This window comes from Anatilimnocola aggregata (genome assembly GCF_007747655.1).
In the GTDB taxonomy this organism is placed as follows: Bacteria; Planctomycetota; Planctomycetia; order Pirellulales; family Pirellulaceae; genus Anatilimnocola; species Anatilimnocola aggregata.
Genome location: NZ_CP036274.1, coordinates 320,597 through 337,400, shown reverse-complemented (window position 1 = coordinate 337,400; position 16,804 = coordinate 320,597). Strand labels below are relative to the sequence as shown.

The following is a 16,804-nucleotide window of genomic DNA, read 5'->3' as shown; positions in this document are numbered from 1 at the left end:
GCCGATTGTCGACCGGTACGAAATCACGCCTGATCCAGCGAGTTTCACTGCGATTTTCGCGGCTACACGTGTATTGCTCACACAGGGCTACGGCATTACTTCCCGAATCTGCACGGTGCATGCGCCGCTGTTGTCGGCCAGTTTGGAAGGGCTGTCGTTCAAACTGAGATAGAGCGTGCCGTTGTGGCGGGGTGTGAGGCGGCCGCTGGTGCCAATGATGTCGGGCGTGGCAAGCGGCGAGATGGCGTTCACGGCGGCCGCGGGGCTGGTGACCGCGGCGAGCAAGATGCCGAGGGGCTGACCCTGGTGATACTCGATGGTAATGCCGTTGGGTTCGGCCATCCAAGGCTTCGGCTCGCGCGCCAGTTGATAGCGCCCGCTCGCCGAAATCTCGTACGTCTTGCCGGCGGTCACTTCGAATCCTGTCGATTGCCAGGCGCGATCGGCGGCCACATTCACCGTGGCACCAGCTGCCGGCAGGGGAACCGATTCCTTGCGCACGGTGGCCGCGCGGGCCACATCGTAGCCATATTCGAGTTGCATCACGTACAGCTGCCAATCTTCGGCAATCTCGGGCCACTGCGGTTTCAGTTTCTCGTGCAGCCGGCGCGAGAATTCAATCGAGCGGTCCTGGGTGTCGGTCTTTAAGGCGAGAAACGCTTCGCGCGTTTGCGGGTGTTGATTGAGAAACGAAGTCGCCGCCCAACACCAGCCGTAAGCTTCGTTTTTGAGATGGGCCTGCCCATCGTAGCGAAAAATATCGAGCAGGGTCATGCCGCGCTGGGCTGCGTATTCGTCGCGAACAATCTTCACGCGCCCCCAATACGGCACCTGCGTTTTGTCGGGCGGGTTGAAGCCCAACTTCAACTGCTGGCCGTCCCACTCATGCGTCCCCAGCAGTTCGGCCATTCCCTCCGAGTACCACGGTGGCCCCGCGCCCCCCAGCCAATGACTCATGAAGGCATGCACCCCTTCGTGAATCATCAAGTGCCGGCGGTAATAGTCGCTAGGCTGGTTATAAAGCCAGAACTGCGAACCCTTATGAAAACCGTTGGGAAAATCGGGGACGTCGCCGTTGTACAGCCCGCAGCCTTGAAATCGCGGCTTGTCTTCGATCAAGCAGCCCACCAGTTTCCACTGCTCGAGCTTGGAGGGATCGACTCCAAAGTACTTGCAGAGTTCGGGCACGGCCAAATCGAAGATCTGCGGCAGCTTTTGCACTTCTTCCACCGTCGCCGGAACGTCGGTGTAGAGAATCAAATGCTTGCCGGTCAGTTTGCGGATGCCTGCCGCGGCAATCTTACCGTCATCGAGTTCGGGCAAGTCGTTTTGAGTGGCTTCGCCGCGTTTCACCAGGTCCGATAGCGTGCCCGCTTTCCGCGGCTTGATCGGGGCGTCGCTCTCGGGAACTTGCGGCAGAAAGGGGCGGCTGGGTGGCTCATCGTTCGCGTTGTTATTGGCGGTCTTCGGAGAAGCTTGGGCTGGCTTCGCAGCGGGCTTTTGCGCGACCTTTTTTGGGGCTGGTTTCTTCTTCACCGCAGGAGCTGGCATTGGGCCGCAACTGGCCAGCCAGCCCAGACTGCAGAGTGCCAGGGCGAATAGGGCCAGCGTACGAAAGCTCCGGTGATAATTCTGTTCAAACATGCCACGCCCATTCTGCCAAGACAGCGCCCCTGCCAACGTTCGATTATAGCGCAGCCCGCGGCGCGAGTGTGCCGAAAACATGAGCGCGCAAAAATGCGGCCAATCTCGGAGAGGTTGAGACTGGCCGCCGGTTGAGTTTTATCAACATTCGTTCAGGTGGTTCGCACGGGGTAACCCGGCGTACCACACGGTTCACTAGCGACGTTCCCCTTCGGTCTTCGGACGATCTGCACCTTCACGTCGTTCCCCTTCCACCTTGGGACGATCGCCACCTTCGCGAGTTGCTGGTGGACGCGTTCCTTCAGGACGCGGGGCGTCTGGGCGACTTCCTTCCGGACGCGGACGATCGCCGTCGCGGCGTTCACCTTCCACGCGCGGACGGTCGCCATCGCGACGTGGTTCGATCCGAATGTCACCTTCGCTACCCGGGCGACGGACATCAGGACCACGGCCACCTCGGAGGCGAGCCACTTCGGCCCGCAGTTCGGTCACTTCAGCGCGGAGTTGACGGATGATTTGCATCATCTCGTTTTGCTCGCCAGGCGATGCAGGATTGGCTGGACGACGATCCCCTTCCCGCGCACCTTCAGGGCGGGGACGGTCTCCTTCGCGAGCACCTTCCGGTCGTGGGCGATCACCTTCGCGAGCACCTTCTGGGCGAGGACGATCACCGTCCCGCGTACCTTCTGGTCGAGGACGATCACCATCGCGGCGGACTTCACCTTCGCGCGGGCGGTCACCTTCACGACGCACTTCACCTTCGCGACGTGGGGCATCCCCTTCGCGCTTGACTTCGGCCGGCTTGGCACCTTCCTGCGCAACAGCAGCGGAGCCGCTGGCGCCATAGATGGCGGCGAGCAGGGCCAGGGAGAGCCCGCCCAGCACCAGGCCAGCTGGCCACAACGAGGCAGGACGTTCGCTGGAAATTCCCAGCACACAGCGGACACGATGGAGCAGATTCATTTGGCCTTCTCCGAAAAAACCTGCTGCCAGCGCCGGTCGCCCGTCGACCATCGCCCAGCGGGCTGTCAATTCCAATGCTTCGGCATAATCCAGCCGTTCGCCAGTCGCGGCGACAGCCAGTTGATCGCAACACAGTTCGCGCTCGCGCCGCAAGCGCGACGAGAGCCACCACACGGCCGGATGATAAAAGAGAACTGCCTCAGCCAAACGCTGCAGCAAGTTCACCCACAGGTCGCACCGCCGCAGATGGGCCAACTCATGGGCCACGACGGCCTCCAGCAGATTCGGCGGCAGCTCGAGCAGCCAGGCTGCGGGGAGCAATACCACCGGGCGAAAGAAGCCGACAGCGAGGGCTTCGGTGACGCGCTCGCTGGCGTAAACAACGTGCGGGATGGAAGTCTTCAAGCGCCAGCCGAGTCGCGCCAAATTCGCGGTAACTTCCCGCGGCAACCGCAGGCGCGAACGCAACAGCGCGTGCATCGCCAGCCAACTGACCACGAGGCGCAAATTCAAGAGCAAGCAGCCCGCCAGCCACACGGTGAATAAAACGGGCTGCAGTCGTTGGCACCAAATCAGGTAGGCCGGTGCGTTCGTTGCGGCGGCCGAGTTTTGAGCAAAGGCTGTGGCCACAACTCCACTCGTGTTCGTCCGGATCGCCAACGGAGCGATTTCTACCACCGGCATTTCGCCCAATAGCAGCCAGGTAGCGGGCACGGCGAGCAGCATGGCAACGAGCGCTGCCAGCGACAATGCATAACGCGTGTTCAAGTTGCGAATGCGAAAAGCTTCGACGATTGCCACCAGCAGGGCCGCGATCAGCGCGCCTTGCCACAGAAAGTGCGCCAGCGTCCAGGTCAATCGCTGCGCGAAGGGATGAGTCAGCAGGTCGATGGCAGTCATACGCGCCTCTACTTGTCAGACTTGTCTGGCTTGGCCTGTTTGTATTGTTGAATCGCTTTACGAATCTCATCGAGCTCGCCCGAGTTGGGGCGGGTTTGGTCGAGCAGATGGGCGACCAACTGACTGGCGGAACCTTCGAAGGCCCTGCCCAGCAGATCAGCCACCATACCACCCAGCGTCTCTTCACGCTCGAAAGCCGGCTCGTAAAGAAACGCCCGGCCCTGTTCGCGGCGAACAAGTTGCCCCTTGTCAGCCATGACATTCATCAAGCTCATCACCGACGTATAAGCCCGCGGTCGCGACTCGTTCAGTACTTCCAGCACGTCACGCACGGTACTCGGGCCGCGTTGCCACAGCACCTTAAGCACTTCCAGCTCGCCGGCGGTCGGATGTTCTTCCTTTGGTCTAGCCATGCGACGCATTCTACTGGTTTCGCCGTAGGTGTCAACTGTTTTTGCCGTAGAGAAAAGTCGGCTCGTGGGATAGGCATCCTGCCTGTCAGCATTTGGTCTTCTTTTCTCAGGCTGGAAGCCTAAGCCACGCGCGGAGCTTTCACCGGCGGCAACCTATCCCACGGGTTGCAGCGCGTGTCTAATCGCCTGGGTCTCTCCCCTGGAACTTTGCTTGATCGAGTTCGTATGAAATTGCATTTTTTGGGTGCCAACCGGCAAGTGACCGGCAGCCGCTATTGCCTGGAAACCGACGGGCGCGAATTGCTCATCGACTGTGGCCTGTTTCAAGAGCGGCAGTTTCAAAATCGGAACTGGGACCCCTGCCCGATTCCCGCAGCTAAGATCGATGCGATGTTGCTGACGCACGTGCACATCGACCACAGCGGGCTGATTCCGCGGTTCGTGAAAGAAGGCTTCACCGGGCCCATTCACTGCACGCGCCCCACGTCGGCACTCGTCGAGATCATGCTCCGCGATTCAGCCAAAATTCAAACCGAAGATGCCGAGTACAAACAGAAGCGGCACGCGCGCGAGAATCGCCGCGGCGCGCATGAGCCGGCACCGTTGTATCGGGACGAAGACGTCGATCGTTGCCTGCCGCTGTTTCGCGAGGTGCATTACAACCAGCCCGTGCAAGTGCTGCCGAACGTGAAGGCGATCTTTCACGATGCGGGGCACATCCTCGGCTCGGCGATGATCGAACTGGAAGTGACCGAAGCGGGCAGAATGAAACGGCTGGTCTTCTCGGGCGATATCGGCCAATGGAACAAACCGATCATTCGCGACCCCTCGCTGCTCGTGAAAGCCGATTATGTAGTGATGGAAACGACCTACGGCGACCGGAACCATCCGGACGCCGGCGATGTCGAAACGCAATTGGCCGAGGTCATCAACACCACTATTGGCCGCAGCGGCAACGTGGTCATTCCCACGTTCGCGCTCGAGCGTGCGCAAGAACTGATGTATCACCTCGCTCGCCTCGTGCGGGCCCAACGGATTCCACGGGTGAAGGTCTATATGGATAGTCCGATGGCCGTCGATGTAACGGCGGTCTTCGAGCGCTATCGCGAATACTACGACGAAGAAATGAAGCAGCTGATTGGCAGCTCCGATGCGCCGCTCCGTTTCCCCGGGCTGACGATGGTCCGCACGGCCGAGGACTCGAAAAAGATCAACGAAAGTTACGAGCCCTGCGTCATTATGTCCAGCGCGGGAATGTGCAACGCGGGGCGCATCAAACATCATCTGCGGAACAACATCGGTCGCCCCGCTGCCACGATTCTGTTCGTCGGTCACCAATCGCAAGGGACGCTCGGGCACGAAATTGTCAAAGGAGCCAAGTTCGTCCGGATTCACGGCCAGCAGTTCCGCGTCGAAGCGCAAGTCGCGCAGGTCTACGGCCTCTCGGGCCATGCCGACCGCACCGGCCTGCTCAAATGGCTGACCCACTTCAGCCCCAATCCCAAGCGGGTCTTTTTCACGCATGGCGAAGAAGATGTGGCCCTCGCCTTTGCCGACCATGCCGAAAAGCAGCTTCGCTTGAACGTCCACGTGCCGCACTATCGCGAAGCGGTGGAGTTGCCTTGATGCACAATCCGTATGAGTCGCCGGGAGTCGGATCGTTTGACGAAGATCCCGATGATGTTGCTGTGCCCGCGGCAGATGACAGTCCCGTTGTGGGCGAGCAGATTGGGCCGCTGCACTGGAAGCTGTGCGGAGTGGCGGCACTGATCGTGATTGCGCTCATGCCCAGGCTGCGTCACAACCTGCTCGGCTTGCTGTCGTTCGAAGGTCTGTTTCATATCGTCGATGCCCTGTACGGCACCGTCTTGGTCGCCGCCATTCTGTTGGCGATCTGGCGAAAGCGCGTGGGACCGCCGACGTTTCCGGTCTTCTTTGGCCACTGGATTTTGCTGATCCAAGGCTTCGGTTGGCTTGGCCGCCATGTCTACGCATTGCTGGACCTTTACAGTTTTCGTAGTGAGTTACGTCAACGGCTGAGCCAGACCGATCAGGGTCCGGTGGGCAATTTCGTCGGCGATAATCTGGCAGCGATCAACATCCTGATGATCTTGCTCGGCAGCGTGGTACCACTGCTTGCCATTTGGTATTCGCGCGGCGAGCGCTTGTGGCAACGCTACGCTTGGGTGTTGGTGCTGAACATGTGGTACATCGCCGCCAGCACGCAGTGGGTGGAAGACCCCAATCATTGGATTCCCTATTCCATCACCAATTTTCTGCAGAGCCTCATGGCGATCTGCCTCATCATGGCTGCCCTGCAAGACGTGCTTAAAGGCAAGCAGCGCGATTCCTTGCATTGGCTGGGCGTTGCCATTCCTCTGGTGCTGACGGTCATCAGCCTGGTCCTCAAAATTACCTTGCTTGTTATCTAGGGCTCGGCAGAAAACAAAATCCTGGCTGCTCGGGAATCTTTCGTGTGTACCAAACTTGAGATCAAGCCCGAGCGGATCAGCATTGCGCTGCTAATGCTTTGGACCACCATGAGCGCGGTGCTGTTGGCGATAGATCGGGCGACGAACGACAATTGGCATGGCCAATACGGTTTGCTTTTTCAGGGAATCGCCTTTGTCTTCTCACCGCTGTGGGGTGCTGGCGCTGTTGCAGTGTTGTTGATGCTCTGGCGATTTGCGACGGGCGGACCAACTTTTCCATCGCAGCCCGGGCACTGGTTGCTGGTGATCTTTGGAATCACCAGCACGACAGCGATGTTCCTGCGATTCGTCGTCTTGTCAGGCATGAACACGTTGGGCCTCGCAGTTCCCACTTATGCAATTTTGCGAATCGTGACGCTCGGTGTGGCGTTAGTCCTCTACATTATTCCGATGCGCAGGTTCACTGGATGTTGGCGGGCAACCTTTGCAGTGGGCGGATTAATCGGCCTCGTGCTGTTGATATCGGTTGTCTTGGAGTTTTGGGAAATCAGCACCCATTTCATTACCTACCGCATCGAGTGGTGGGCCAACTGGCTAGTGCTAGGCCTGGTCGCGCTGGCCGTGGTGGACGATCTGCGCAATCGTCGGCAGCGGGACAATCTGCACGCGGTTGGGGTTTTTGTCAGAATAGCTTTCCACTTGCTGATTGCGGCTATGCCACTGATTATCTCGCTCGTGATGGGATTCTAACTTTCCAACAGGCTGTCGCCGAAAGTCTCTCGCTTGAATCTTGCCGAACAACTCGCACGCTGGGGACCAACGAGCAGTCACGCGCGCCCGTCCTTGGCAGAAGCAGAGGCCTATTGCCGCGGGCTGGCCACTTCGCACTACGAAAACTTTTCGGTAGTCAGTTGGCTCTTTCCGCGGCATCTCCATCAGCATCTTTGCAATGTTTATGCCTATTGCCGCTGGGCTGACGACCTGGCCGATGAGGCCGCCAACCCCGCGCAAGCCAGCGAATTACTCAGTTGGTGGGAAGCGCAGTTGGACCTCGGCAGCGAGTCGCGCCATCCGGTGTTCGTTGCGCTCGCGCAGACGATCGGGCAGAAACAGATCCCGCAGCAGCCTTTTCGCGACTTGCTCTGTGCTTTTCGCCAGGAACAGGTGCAAACGCGTTACGAAGCTTGGGCCGACCTTGCGCGCTATTGCGAGCACTCGGCCAATCCCGTGGGCCGGCTCGTTTTGCATCTGGGGCAAAGCGCATCGCCGGCGAACATTGCCCTCTCCGATTCCATCTGCACCGGCTTGCAGCACATCAATTTCTGCCAGGATGTGGCCCGCGACTACGCGAAGGGGCGCATCTATCTGCCGCGCGACCAGCGCGAGACCTTCGGCTGGACCGACGAGCGCTTTGCGGCGCAGGCCGCCAGCCAAATAGTGCCAGATGATTCTTTTCGCCACATGCTGCGGGAGCAAGTCGAGCGCGCTGAGCAACTCTTGCGCGCTGGCGAACCGCTGGTGAAGCAAGCCGGCGCCGACTTACGCTTGCCTATTCGCCTGTTCATCGATGGCGGCCTCGCCATCGCCCAGGCAATTCGCGACCAGCGGTTCGACGTCTGGACGCGTCGCCCCGTCGTCAGCAAATGGACAAAGCTTAAGTTGCTCGTCCGCGGATACTTTTCGTAGCGCTATCTTCGCAGCCCCTTACTTCGGCTCGTAGTCGCGCCACATCCACACCAGCGTATCGGCCAGCGTGTGGTCGAACACTCGGCCGTCGCAATGGCGCGAGGCTTTGCTGAACACATAGCGATAGTCATAACCCTTGGCCTTCAGCGCCGCAGCTGTCCGCTCGTTGGCCATCACCCAGTTGTGATAGGTGGCCTCGGCATCGTTCGCGCGGTTGTCGTTCTCGGCGACGTGCGTGAAGATGCGCAGCGGCTTCTTCTCGCTGTTCTCGATCAACTTCAAGCCGGAGTGATAGTCCCAAGCACCGAGCGGATACTTGGCCTCTTCGGGCGCATCGTCATCCTGCTGATCGACAAACGTCCCCGAGTAAGTGATTAACCGGCGAAACAGATCGGGGCGAAACCAACCCATGGTCAAGGCCGCTGCCCCACCCGAACTGCAACCCATGGCCGCTTTGCCCCACGGATCTTCGGTGAAGGCCAGCTTGGGATATGCGGCCCGAATTTCCTGGTTGTTGAGTACCGCCGGCAACACTTCGTCGTTGATGAAGCGGGCAAAGCGGTCGGACATGGTGTCGTATTCCAGCCCGCGCTGGCTCCCCTTGCCATCGTTGCCACCATTCTCGACGGCAATCGCGATGAAGGCCGGCAACTTGCGGTTTGGGTCTTTGGAAATCGTCAAGTTGTCGAGCGCGTTGCGCACCAGGTTCAAGCGACTCGGGCCGTCGAGCGTGACCAGCAGTGGGGCCTTCGTGCCATCTTTGTAAGCAGCGGGAATATAGACAAAAATCTTGCGCGATTCGCGCACGGCCTTCTTCGGGTCGAGCGTCGAATCGTCGCCGCGAAATATTTTGCTGTCGGCCAACTTCAGCGAGAACTCAAACGACTTCCCCTTGGGATTCTTCTTATCCGTCAGATCGGGATCAATTTTGTAGTCGGGCCCAATGACGACGTTGCCATTGCCATCGCTGCTGGCTTTTGTCGCCTCGTTCTCGGCCGCCATCGCCGAGTTGAGCAGGTTCAGCGCCAGTACCACGGATAAACAATGACATGCGCAAGCAGAGAGAAACTTCGATTTCATGGAGTCATATCTTTCGCACGAGGGGAGAGTTGTCGGTCAGATCGCTGGCAGACATCCTACGCTCTGCCGCCGCGCAACTCACTCCGGGGAGAAGCTTAAGTGGAATTCGCCTGGCATCGGCACTAGCACCCCCACCAGTTTGCCCGGCACGGCTTCCCTAGGCCGCAAAGCTTACCAGGCGACTTTCTTTGCCGCATCTTTCTGCTGGGGCGCAGCTGCTTTTGCAACCGATACAAAACGAACAGCAGCGCCGCGCGAGCGGACTTCCGCGCCGCTGCGTTGCCTCACTCGGCTTCCTGTCTGCTGCGAAACCCACGCTGGCAAATCACCACCATGCCATCCATTCATCGTCGCCGATTCCTGCTCGCCGCTGCTGCCACGCTGTCGTCGCCGTGGTTGTTGCCGCTGTCATCTGCCCAGGCTCAAGCGCCGGGCATAACCGATATTTCGGCCCGGCTCGATTGGCCGGCCCGCGTTGTGCAACTCAAGGCCGATCCCGATGAACTCACGCCGCCAGTAATCACGGCCCTCGAGATTCATCGCGAAGGGCAAGTGATTGCGACTGCGGGGGACGATCACATCGTGCGCATCTACAGCCTGAACGATGGGAGCCAGGTGCAACGGTTGGAAGCGCACGCCGACTGGGTCCGCACGATTGACTACAGCCTCGATGGTTCGCTCCTCGCTTCGGCGGGGAACGATCGCCGCGTGCTGTTGTGGCCAACGACAGCCGACCCAAAGCCGCGGCAATTCGTGGTTCACGAACAGGCAATTGCCTCGGTCAAATTTAGCGATGATGCAACCAAGCTGGCCGTGGTCGGTTTCGAACAAGCTGTTCGACTGTATCGCGTCAGCGATGGCGAGTTACTCTGGCAAGCGGCCGGCCCCTGCAACGATTTGCGGACCGTGGTCTTTGCTCCCGATCAAAAGTCGGTCGCAGTTGCTGGTCGCTGCGGCAGCATTCGCCTGCTGAGTGTGGCCGATGGCCGCGTGATTCGCGACTTCGTCGCCCACAAGCAACGCGTGCGAGCGCTGGAGTTCTCGCCCGACGGCAGCTTTCTCGCGTCTGTCGGCGAAGACCGCACGATTCACATTCAGCCGTTAAGCGACGGCGCCGTCGGCAAGAATTTGCCGCAGCGGCCAGTGAAGGTCCTCTCCGCGACTTTTTATGCTCCGGGCAAATTGGCCGTCGGTGGCAGCGACAACCTGGTGCGGCTGTGGGATGTCATCAAGCACGAAGAGGTGGGCCTGCTGACCGGACACACCGGCAGCGTGGCCGCGCTGGGTGCCAAGGGGACCATGCTGGCCTCGGCTGGCTACGACACGACCTTGCGCCTATGGACGATTACCGAAAACATTGCCGGGGCACCGGCTGCCGCTGGTACGCCGCGAGTTGGCACGGCCCCCAGCTTGCCAAGCTTCGGCTTGCCACCGGTGAACACACGTTAGGTTGGTTGGAAAGTAGCCCGACGCGTCAGCGAGGGTGAAGCGAAGCACGACGCTGTTAGCGATTCACCCTCGCTAACGCTGCGGGCTACCTGAGAGAAGAAGACGAGACTGAACGGCAAACAAGGATGTTTGTCGTTCGCGAAGAACCGAGCACATGGAGGTGACTTGTGGGATTGTGGAATCTGCTCTCGATCTGTCGTCGCTCGCTTTGGTCGGCTCGTCTCTCGGAAGCCGCGCAGCACACCGGCACCACGATTCGCAAGAGTGGCGGCCGCACCATCCGCGTCGACGAAGCCTCGCGCCGGTGCCGCTTCGAGACGATGGAAGATCGGCAGATGATGGATGCCGATCCCATCAAGCTGGGTGTCGTCTACATCGAAGAAGATAGTGGTTCGGACTTGCACGGCGATACGTTCGAACTGATGTTCGAAGGGGGTGCTGCCGGAACGGAACTCACTCGCTTGGTGATCGATACCGACCATGGCCCGGTTGGCCGCAGCGTCGGCGATTTGTTCTTCGACACGATCAAGGGTGGCTGGGGCGCTGATGAAGCATTCCCCATGCAGATCGTTTCGCAAACGGGCATTCAAGAAGTGACCTGGACCGTCGAAGACGGCGGCACGCGCCTGGTGCTGAACTTCAAAGGCTTCAACGCCGGCGAGAAACTGCGGTTCAGCATCGACGTGGACGAAGTGCAGGACTACGACCCGAGCGAAACGAACATCAATATCCACAACGAAAGCGTCGACCCGATCACCTCGGGCGTCGAGTTCCAAGGTTCGATTTCGACGGCCACCTTCAAAGCGCCGCACTATTTCGATGTCGAAGGCGCGCGCGAATTCCGCAACGTTTACGACACGCAGTTCGCAGGCACGAATCTTCTCAAGTCGTCCGGCAATGCCAATGGCCTGCCCCAGGACGACTTCGAAGGGAAGCGCGACCGCTCGACCGGCGTGATGGTTCCGCTGCAGCAGATCGAAAAGCCAATCACCATCGCCGGTAAGGTGTTTCTCGATTACGACGCGGACCTGACGCAAGACGCCGGTGATACCGGCATCGGCAACGTCACCATGTCGCTGTGGAAAAAGGTTGGCAACAACTACGTCTTCACCGGCCACACGACCAAAACCAATGCCCAGGGTGAATACGAATTCGGTCTCGACCTGAAACTCGAAACTGGCACTTACCAGGTGCGCGAACAGCAGCCTGATGAATACTTCAGCGTCGGTGCGATCGTCGGTTTGGTCCAAGGAGTGAAGACCGGTAACCTCGTCGGCGGCGATCCCGATCAACTCACCGAAATCGCAATGCCGCTCGGCGATACTCACGGTATTCGCTACGACTTCGCCGAAACCTTGCCAGCTTCGATCAGCGGTCTCGTGCGCTTGACCGACAAGTTCGGCAATTGCGAAGCGGCCGGTGTAGCCACGCGCCCGATTGAAGGGGCCACGGTCCTGCTCAAAGACAAGCAGGGCAACATTATCAAGCAAACGCTCACCAATGCTCAAGGCAAGTATGAATTCACCGGTCTGCGGCCGGGCGAGTATACGATTGTCGAAATCACGCCGCCCGGTTTGATTGACGGCGGCGATCATGTGGGTACGGTCGACGGTGTGAAGACGGGCACGGTCGTTGAGAACGATACGATCGACGTTTCACTTCGCGGTGGCGACGACGGCATCAACTACGACTTCTGCGAAAAAGAACCCGCGATGGTTTCGGGTTACGTCTATCACGATCGTGATAACGACGGCATTCGTGAGCAGGGCGAAGAAACCATTCCCGGCACGACAATCATCCTGCTCGATGCCGGCGGCACACAGATCGCCACGCAAGTGACCGACCAGAACGGTTTCTACAAGTTCACGGGCCTCGGTGCCGGAACATACATGATTGTCGAAGTTCAGCCCACGGGCTGGAGCGACGGTAAAGACACCCCCGGAACGATCGGTGGCGTCACCGTTGGCACGGCCACCAACGATAAGCAGAACAATGTCGTGCTGCTCAATGGCGACAACGGCATCGAGTACAACTTCGGCGAACTCAAGACGGTAAGCTTGTCGGGTTATGTGCACGAAGACCCGATTCGCAACTGCATCTTCGATCCTGGCGAGAAGCCGATCAGCGGCGTAACCATCACGCTCTACGATGCCAACGGCGTGCAACTAGCTACTACCATCACCGATCAAAACGGCTTCTACAAGTTCGATAATCTGGCTCCCGGCACGTACATGGTACGCGAGACGCAACCCGTCGATTACATCCACGGCGGGCAGGAACCGGGCAATCTCGGCGGGCTCGAATCGAAAGACGAGTTGAGCCAGATCGCGATTCCTTCGGGCCAGAACGCGACCGACTACAACTTCTGCGAAATCCTGCCCGTCAGCATCGATGGCTACGTTCACGAAGATCCGATTCGCAACTGCATCTTCGATCCTGGCGAGAAGCCGATCTCGGGCGTGAAGATCACTCTGTACGATGTGAGCAATAACGTGCTCGCCACGACCTATACCGATCAGAACGGCTACTACAAGTTCGATAAGTTGCCGCCTGGCACTTACACCGTGCGGCAGACGCAACCGGCGGGCTATTTCCATGGCGGCCAGGAAATCGGCTCGCATGGCGGTGTCGAAAGTGCGCCCGATGAACTTAGCCAGATCACGCTCGAATCGGGCGACAACGCCGTCAATTACAACTTCTGCGAAGTACTGCCCGCGCGGCTCAGCGGTTATGTCTGGGTCGATACCCTGCCCGACTGCATCTTCCAGCCTGAAGAGCAACCACTCTCGGGCGTGACGATCAATCTGTACGACGAGTTCGGTGCCATCGTCGCGACGACGCACACCAACTCGCAGGGCTACTACGAGTTCCTCAACCTCAAGCCCGGTCAGTACACCGTCAAGGAAACTCAGCCCACCGGCTACTTCCAAGGCGGCCAGATGGCGGGCAGTGAAGGTGGCGACGATCTGTCGCAAGACGTGATTGCCGACGTCACTCTCGAGAGCGGCGATAACGCGACTCGCTACGACTTCTGCGAAGTTCCGCCCGCCAGCTTGTCGGGTTATGTGTTCCAGGATGGACCCGCTATTCCCACTAACGGAAGCACGCCACCTGCGAACCTGTACGACATTCGCGACGGCCAACTGACGCCCGACGATCAGCGAATCTCGGGAGTAATTCTCGAACTGCGTCATACGCTGACCGGTGAAGTTGTCGACATGTCGGAAACCTTGCACGGCGGCAGTGGCGCTTATCGTCTCGCGACCGACAGCGACGGCTTCTACAAGTTCGATGGCCTCCGCGGCGGCAACTACACCGTGATCGAAGTTCACCCCAGTGGCTACTTTGATAGCCGAGACACTGCGGGCACGACGACCGGTTTGGCAGTGAACGTGAATACGACCGTCGATCCGCTGACGATCTTCATCTTCGAAGCGGCCGGCGTGAACTTCCAGTTCGATGCGATCTTACGAATTCCATTGGCCGCAGGTCAGGAATCGCTGTTTAACAACTTCAGCGAAGTGAAGATCACTCCGACCATCATTCCACCACCACCGCCGCCGCCACCCGTACCGCCACCGGAACCTCCGTTCGTATTGCCCCCACCACCGCTCGACCCTGCACCGCTGTTGTTCATTCCACCACCGGTTGCCGAGCAATCGATCACCGGCGGCGATGCCGGCTGGACGTGGCACTTGAGCATCATCGATGCGGGTTCACCCCGTATCTCGGAGCGCAGCACGCGCATCAGCGACAAGGTCTTCCGCCCGGCTCTGTTCGTCGACCAGATTCAGTGGGATTCGGAACGCCTGCGCAAGGGCATCTGGACCATCCATAACGAAGCCGTCGAAGGGGAAGCTGGCCAGACGAGGGTCTACGCGTTTGGCATTCCCGATGGCATTCCGGTCGTCGGCGACTGGAACGGCGACGGCAAGAGCGAGCTCGGCATCTACTACAAAGGTGAATGGTTCCTCGACGTCAACGGCAACGGTGTTTGGGACGAAGGTGACCTGTGGGCCAAGCTGGGAACCGAAGCTGACAAACCGGTCGTCGGCGATTGGGACGGCGACGGTAAGGACGACATCGGCATCTTTGGCCCCGAGTGGCCGATGGATCCGCGGCATATCAAGCACGAGCCTGGTTTGCCCGACCCACATAACATTCCCCGCGAACGCCAGAAGAACGTTCCGCCGAAGCCCGAAGAGGCGACCGAAGGCGATCGCTTGCTGCAATTGTCGAAGCACGGCAAGGAGCGGGCCGATCTCATCGACCACGTCTTCCAGTTCGGTGTGGCGACCGACATTCCGATCGCTGGCGACTGGAACGGCGACGGTATTCGCTCGATCGGCGTCTATCGCGATGGCAAGTGGCACTTCGATATGGACGGCGATGGTCGCTGGTCGAAGGGTGACGAAACGGCCCGCTTCGGTGAGAAGGGTGACCTGCCGGTTGTCGGCGACTTCAACGGCGACGGCATCGAAGAGATCGGCATCTTCCGCAACGGTAAGTGGATTGTCGATATGAACGGCAATCGCGAGATCGATGCAGCCGATCGCGTCTTCGAACTGGGGGGCAACGGCGACCTGCCGGTTGTCGGCGACTTCAACGGCGACGGCATCGACGAACCGCAGCTATATCGCCAAGGCGAACTGCAAGTCGAAACTTCGTTCGAAGTACCCCAGCAGTAGGAATCACCCACCACCGCCGCGTCCTCTCGCTCGCCCTGAGCCGGTATATTGGGCCGCATGCCTGCTACGCCTGAACGAACCGAACCCGCGCTGGGGAATCAACCTCAGCGGCGCTTGACGCTGCTGGATACCACGTCGATCATCGTGGGCATCATCATCGGCTCGACGATCTTCAAAAGCTCGCCGTTGATCTCCGCGAGCGCCGCTGGCTGGATGACCTGGGCGCTGCAACAAACGCTCGGCTGGCCCGGGCCAGACGATACTAACGGCCTGATGCAAGCGCAATACCTGGGAATTGCCCTGATCTGGTTGATCGGCGGCGTGATCGCGCTCCTCGGCGCGCTCTGCTATGCGGAACTCGCGACCGCGCTGCCGCACGAGGGTGGCAACTACGTCTTTCTCACGACGGCCTTCGGTCGTCCCACGGGTTTTGCCTTCGCCTGGGCAGAGTTCTGGATTGTTCGCCCGGGCAACATCGGCGCGATCGCTTTCGTGATGGCAACCTTCGCGCTGCAACTATTGCCCGATTCTTGGCGGACAGCGCTTGGCGCGCGCGGCGAAACGATACTCGCCGTGGCTGCCATCGCGCTCCTGACTGTCATCAATATTCTCGGCATTCAAATGGAGCGCTGGACGCAGAACGTCCTCACCGCCGCGAAGGTGCTGGGACTGCTGTTCGTCGCGCTCACGGCCTGGTGCTTTCTGGTGCCCCCCGTCGCAATTTCTGCTCCGCAACCGCCGAACTTCCTGCTGCCGCTGGGAATCATCTTTGTGATGTTTGCTTACGGCGGCTGGAGCGATATGTCGTACGTGGCCGCGGAGGTCGCCAATCCGCAAAAGAACATTACCCGCGCCCTGCTCCTTGGCACGACGGCTGTCACGGTGATCTATCTCCTACTGAACCTCGGCTTTGTCCACGGGTTGGGGCTGGCTGGGGTCTATGAATCGAAATCCATCGCCAGCGATGTGCTGCATTCTGCCTGGGGTCCGATCGGCGACCGCGCCATCAGTCTGCTCGTGGTGGTCTCCTGCCTGGGAACCATTCACGGCATGCTCTTCACCGGCGCGCGTGTGTTTTACAAACTGGGCTCCGAGCATTGGCTGTTTCGGTGGCTTGGTGCCTGGGACGCCCACCGCGCTGTGCCACTCAATTCTCTGCTGGCTCAAGCCGTGGCGACAATCGCCCTGGTGATGATTTTCGGCGCGAATGCTCAGGCCTTCGACCGGCTGGTGGTCTTCACCGGACCCTTCTATTGGGGCTTCATCTGCCTGGTGATTATCGCCTTGGCCGTGCTGCGGCAACGGGGCCAGCTGAGTGCCGACCGCTATCGCGTGCCCCTCTACCCGTTACCGCCAATTCTCTTTGTCCTGGCCTGTGTCTATATGTGTTACGCGGGGATTAAATACGCCTGGACCGAGGGGACCGAAGAGGGCTACTGGTCGCTGGGGGTCGTGGTGGTAGGGGCAATCGTTGTTGCCGTCGATTTTGTCGCGGGCGGCAAACCACGAGCCTGATGACGCCGCGCCAGTGTTACTTTTTCACTAGCAA

At 59.6% G+C, this 16,804-nt stretch carries 11 protein-coding genes; 7 read left to right on the top strand and 4 right to left on the bottom strand.

Features of this window, described 5'->3' with window-relative positions:
• Positions 1–87 precede the first annotated feature (87 nt).
• The 3 genes from ETAA8_RS01140 to ETAA8_RS01130 all read right to left on the bottom strand — a co-directional run bounded on the left by ETAA8_RS01140 (position 88) and on the right by ETAA8_RS01130 (position 3,920).
• Positions 88–1,644 (bottom strand): hypothetical protein, encoded by a 1,557-nt coding sequence (locus tag ETAA8_RS01140; RefSeq protein WP_145083665.1) that lies wholly within the window; start codon positions 1,642–1,644, stop codon positions 88–90.
• A 195-nt stretch (positions 1,645–1,839) separates the two neighbouring features.
• Entirely contained in the window at positions 1,840–3,507 is a 1,668-nt protein-coding gene (locus ETAA8_RS01135; RefSeq protein ID WP_145083662.1) for a M56 family metallopeptidase, read from the bottom strand.
• An 8-nt stretch (positions 3,508–3,515) separates the two neighbouring features.
• On the bottom strand, positions 3,516–3,920 hold the full coding sequence (locus ETAA8_RS01130; protein WP_145083659.1) for a BlaI/MecI/CopY family transcriptional regulator: 405 nt from the start codon (positions 3,918–3,920) through the stop codon (positions 3,516–3,518).
• Between the two features lie 225 nt (positions 3,921–4,145).
• Between ETAA8_RS01130 and ETAA8_RS01125 the strand changes: the two genes are divergently transcribed.
• From ETAA8_RS01125 to hpnC, 4 genes are read left to right on the top strand one after another with little or no spacing between them, the layout of a single operon-like run.
• The gene (locus tag ETAA8_RS01125; protein WP_145083657.1) at positions 4,146–5,546 is read left to right on the top strand and encodes an MBL fold metallo-hydrolase RNA specificity domain-containing protein; all 1,401 of its coding nucleotides are present in this window, start codon (positions 4,146–4,148) and stop codon (positions 5,544–5,546) included.
• Positions 5,546–6,352: a hypothetical protein gene (locus ETAA8_RS01120; protein WP_145083654.1), complete on the top strand. Its 807-nt coding sequence runs from the start codon at positions 5,546–5,548 to the stop codon at positions 6,350–6,352. Before ETAA8_RS01125 ends, ETAA8_RS01120 begins: the two co-directional genes overlap by 1 nt.
• A 42-nt stretch (positions 6,353–6,394) precedes the next feature.
• Positions 6,395–7,102 carry a hypothetical protein gene (locus tag ETAA8_RS01115; RefSeq protein WP_145083651.1) on the top strand — a complete coding sequence of 236 codons (708 nt, stop codon included), beginning with the start codon at positions 6,395–6,397 and terminating at the stop codon, positions 7,100–7,102.
• Positions 7,103–7,135: 33 nt separating this feature from the next.
• Entirely contained in the window at positions 7,136–8,038 is a 903-nt protein-coding gene (gene hpnC, locus ETAA8_RS01110; RefSeq protein ID WP_202921487.1) for a squalene synthase HpnC, read from the top strand.
• 18 nt (positions 8,039–8,056) lie between these two features.
• Here the strand turns inward: hpnC and ETAA8_RS01105 are convergent, their stop codons facing one another.
• On the bottom strand, positions 8,057–9,040 hold the full coding sequence (locus tag ETAA8_RS01105) for an alpha/beta hydrolase (protein WP_238397848.1): 984 nt from the start codon (positions 9,038–9,040) through the stop codon (positions 8,057–8,059).
• A gap of 411 nt (positions 9,041–9,451) precedes the next feature.
• On the opposite strand from ETAA8_RS01105, the gene ETAA8_RS01100 reads away from it, so the two are divergent.
• From ETAA8_RS01100 to ETAA8_RS01090, 3 genes are all read left to right on the top strand, one after another.
• Positions 9,452–10,567: a WD40 repeat domain-containing protein gene (locus ETAA8_RS01100; RefSeq protein WP_145083640.1), complete on the top strand. Its 1,116-nt coding sequence runs from the start codon at positions 9,452–9,454 to the stop codon at positions 10,565–10,567.
• A gap of 167 nt (positions 10,568–10,734) precedes the next feature.
• Complete coding sequence (locus ETAA8_RS01095) at positions 10,735–15,255, top strand: SdrD B-like domain-containing protein (RefSeq protein ID WP_145083637.1); 4,521 nt, start codon at positions 10,735–10,737, stop codon at positions 15,253–15,255.
• A 57-nt stretch (positions 15,256–15,312) separates the two neighbouring features.
• The gene (locus ETAA8_RS01090) at positions 15,313–16,770 is read left to right on the top strand and encodes an APC family permease (protein ID WP_145083634.1); all 1,458 of its coding nucleotides are present in this window, start codon (positions 15,313–15,315) and stop codon (positions 16,768–16,770) included.
• Positions 16,771–16,804: the final 34 nt, after the last annotated feature.

Excerpts from the sequence above, each read along its gene's own strand:
- ETAA8_RS01120 (WP_145083654.1), top strand. The coding sequence starts at position 5,546 with ATGCACAATCCGTATGAGTCGCCGGGAGTCGGATCGTTTGACGAAGAT.
- ETAA8_RS01140 (WP_145083665.1), bottom strand. The coding sequence starts at position 1,644 with ATGTTTGAACAGAATTATCACCGGAGCTTTCGTACGCTGGCCCTATTC.
- ETAA8_RS01090 (WP_145083634.1), top strand. The coding sequence starts at position 15,313 with ATGCCTGCTACGCCTGAACGAACCGAACCCGCGCTGGGGAATCAACCT.
- ETAA8_RS01100 (WP_145083640.1), top strand. The coding sequence starts at position 9,452 with ATGCCATCCATTCATCGTCGCCGATTCCTGCTCGCCGCTGCTGCCACG.
- ETAA8_RS01135 (WP_145083662.1), bottom strand. The coding sequence starts at position 3,507 with ATGACTGCCATCGACCTGCTGACTCATCCCTTCGCGCAGCGATTGACC.
- ETAA8_RS01125 (WP_145083657.1), top strand. The coding sequence starts at position 4,146 with ATGAAATTGCATTTTTTGGGTGCCAACCGGCAAGTGACCGGCAGCCGC.
- ETAA8_RS01130 (WP_145083659.1), bottom strand. The coding sequence starts at position 3,920 with ATGGCTAGACCAAAGGAAGAACATCCGACCGCCGGCGAGCTGGAAGTG.
- ETAA8_RS01105 (WP_238397848.1), bottom strand. The coding sequence starts at position 9,040 with ATGGCGGCCGAGAACGAGGCGACAAAAGCCAGCAGCGATGGCAATGGC.